This window comes from Rhodococcus sp. P3_B8, from assembly GCF_056402775.1.
Map to the genome: position 1 here is coordinate 1 of NZ_JBFUGT010000541.1, position 2,470 is coordinate 2,470.

The window sequence follows — 2,470 nt, forward strand, 5'->3', positions numbered from 1 at the left end:
CTCTACCACCCAGTCGGGACGTGTCGCATGGGCAACGACGACGCGAGCGTCGTCACGCCCGACCTGCGGGTGCGAGGGGTCGACAAACTGCGCGTCGCCGACGCGTCGATCATGCCCGCCATCATCCGCGGGCACACCCACGCACCCTCCGTCCTCATCGGTGAGCGGGCGTCGGATCTGATCCRGAACTCGTAGGGCGCTTCGCGCCCCGTGCGCCTTTTTGGTAGCGCTGGCAACCAGAAAGGCGCACGGGCGGCGGAGCCGCCTCAGTACCGGCGCGCCGCGTAGAACGGCATCGAATCGAGGGGCGCCTGCTTCACCGGCTGCCCGGACGTGGGCGCGTGGACGACCGTGCCGTTCCCGGCGTAGAGCCCGACGTGGTTCGCCCCGTTGAACAGGACGAGATCACCCGGTTGCAGGCTGCCCTTGTCGACGGGCGAGCCACCGTTCACCTGGTCGTAGGTGGTGCGGGGTACCGAGATGCCTGCCTGCTTGTACGCCCACTGCACCAGACCCGAGCAATCGAAGGCGTTCGGCCCGGTGGCGCCCCAGACGTACGGCGATCCGATCTTCGATTCGGCGGCCGCGAGAGCCTGCGCGCCGTGGGTGGACGGCAACGCCGGCGGGGCCGGCAGGGGTCCCGGGAGGGGCCCTGGGTTCGGAGCCGGAGCCGGAGCCGGAGGCACTGGCGGCACGCCTGGTACCTCGAACGTCCCAATCCCTGGGATCGTGATCGGCTCCGCTGCAGCGGGAGCAACGGGAAGCAGAAACGCTCCCACTCCCACACCGGCGGCAATCAGAAGACTGCCGGTCGAAAACTGCAGACGATTGCCCCGACGCAATCTATGCTTGGCCATTGAGCTGAGTCCTTCAATTCATGAGGTTCCGGCGACATCAGTGCCGCTCGGACGAGACGTTAGATAACATCCCGGTCACGGACTCAGCGAACAACGGCCGAATGGCCCATACACATACCTGTTTTCGCAATCCAGGTATATAACGATCAGATCTCGAACCGACCGGTCCGTCATGAAACCCCAGAAACAGGTATGCCTTCAGGCAATTCGGCCCGTTACCGAAGGCATGCGCGTCGTCCACGCTGTTGGGCGTGTCACTGATCCAGAACTCAGAACCCGAGATCTTCGGGGAACCCGCAGTTGCGGACGCCGCGACCCTCACCGTCGTGGGGCGCGGCTCGCCCGTCGTCTTCCTGCACGGATGGGGGCTCACCCCGCGGGTGTACGGCCRCAGCCTGTCGATGCTCGCCCAGCACGGGCACCGCGTCCTCACTCCGACGCTCCCCGGCTTCGGCGGAACTCCCGACCATCCGCCCGAGGCGCGGACCTTCGCCGGTTACGCGGCCTGGCTGGGACGGTTCCTGGACGAGGCGGGAATCAGCGAACCGATCACACTGATCGGCCACTCCTTCGGCGGGGGCGTCGCCATTCAGGCTGCCCACGACCTTCCGGAGCGGGTCGCGCGCCTGGTGCTCGTCAACTCCGTCGGCGGTGGCGCCTGGTCGTCCGACGGCTGGGGAATACGGCCCATCGGCGACAGGCCGCTGTGGGACTGGGGCGCGTCGGCCCTGGGTGAGGCGCTGTCGATCCGGACCATCACCCACACGGCCGCGTCACTCGTCAACGGCTTCCTGCCCAACACGCTGCGAGATCCCGGTGCGGTCTGGCGCACGGCACACCTGGCCAGGCGGGCGGACCTGCGCCACGAACTCGGTGTCCTCGCCGACCGGGGCCTACCGGTGTCCCTCGTCTGGGGTCGCGGGGACCGGACGATTCCGCTCGCCAGCTTCGAGTCGATGCGGAAGGCACTCCGCAATCCGCCCGTCCTCACCGTGACGGGCGGCCACGGCTGGCTGATTCACGACCCCACCACGTTCGCCGATACCCTCCGCCGGGCACTCCGCAGCCCGTGAGTAATTGACGAGTGCAGAGACTCGCTAACCACGCACGGGCGGCGAAGCCGCCTACTTCTCGCCGCGGAACGCCGCACCGGCGAGGGACGTGGACTCCTTGCCGTCGGGGCCGACGGGAACGTCGCCCTCGAGGGTGGTGCGGTACAGGACGCGGGTGACGTCGAGGTGGTCGAGGTCGGTGGGCGCGAGGTGGGCGGTGGCACGGTTGTCCCAGAACGCGAGGCTGCCCGGCGCCCAGCGGAACCGCACCGTGTAGGCGGGATTCGTCACCTCGGCGAACAGCAGGTCCAGCAGGCGGTCGCTTTGCGACGGCGAGACCCCGACGATCCGGCTGGTGAAACCGGGGGTGACGAACAGTGCCCGCTCCCCCGTCACCGGGTGCACTCGGACCACCGGGTGTTCGGTGACGAGCGGGTTCTCCCGCGTCTTCTGGGCGTAGCTGCTGTCCTCGGCCCACTGCGGGTGCCGTCCGCCGAACCGGTGCTCGGCGCGTAGACCGTCGACGAGGCCCTTCAGCGAGTCCGGCAGACCCTCGTATGC

Annotated in this window: 4 protein-coding genes; 2 read left to right on the forward strand and 2 right to left on the reverse strand. The window is 68.5% G+C overall.

Translation table 11 applies throughout. The annotated features are described in order from the left end of the window. The coding region (locus tag AC1D1G_RS44245; RefSeq protein ID WP_477956831.1) for a GMC oxidoreductase at window positions 1–195 on the forward strand (195 nt) is incomplete at its 5' end. A 71-nt stretch (window positions 196–266) separates the two neighbouring features. Here the strand turns inward: AC1D1G_RS44245 and AC1D1G_RS44250 are convergent. Then, complete coding sequence (locus tag AC1D1G_RS44250; RefSeq protein WP_283331229.1) at window positions 267–857, reverse strand: C40 family peptidase; 591 nt, start codon at window positions 855–857, stop codon at window positions 267–269. A gap of 245 nt (window positions 858–1,102) precedes the next feature. On the opposite strand from AC1D1G_RS44250, the gene AC1D1G_RS44255 reads away from it, so the two are divergent. Continuing rightward, window positions 1,103–1,930, forward strand: a complete 828-nt coding sequence (locus AC1D1G_RS44255) for an alpha/beta fold hydrolase (protein ID WP_477956832.1) — start codon at window positions 1,103–1,105, stop codon at window positions 1,928–1,930. Window positions 1,931–1,981: 51 nt separating this feature from the next. Here the strand turns inward: AC1D1G_RS44255 and AC1D1G_RS44260 are convergent. Further along, the coding region (locus AC1D1G_RS44260) for a TauD/TfdA dioxygenase family protein (RefSeq protein ID WP_477956833.1) at window positions 1,982–2,470 on the reverse strand (489 nt) is incomplete at its 5' end.

What these genes read in the sequence shown, in the direction of transcription:
- AC1D1G_RS44250 (WP_283331229.1), bottom strand. Translation starts at nt 857, where the DNA reads ATGGCCAAGCATAGATTGCGTCGGGGCAATCGTCTGCAGTTTTCGACC.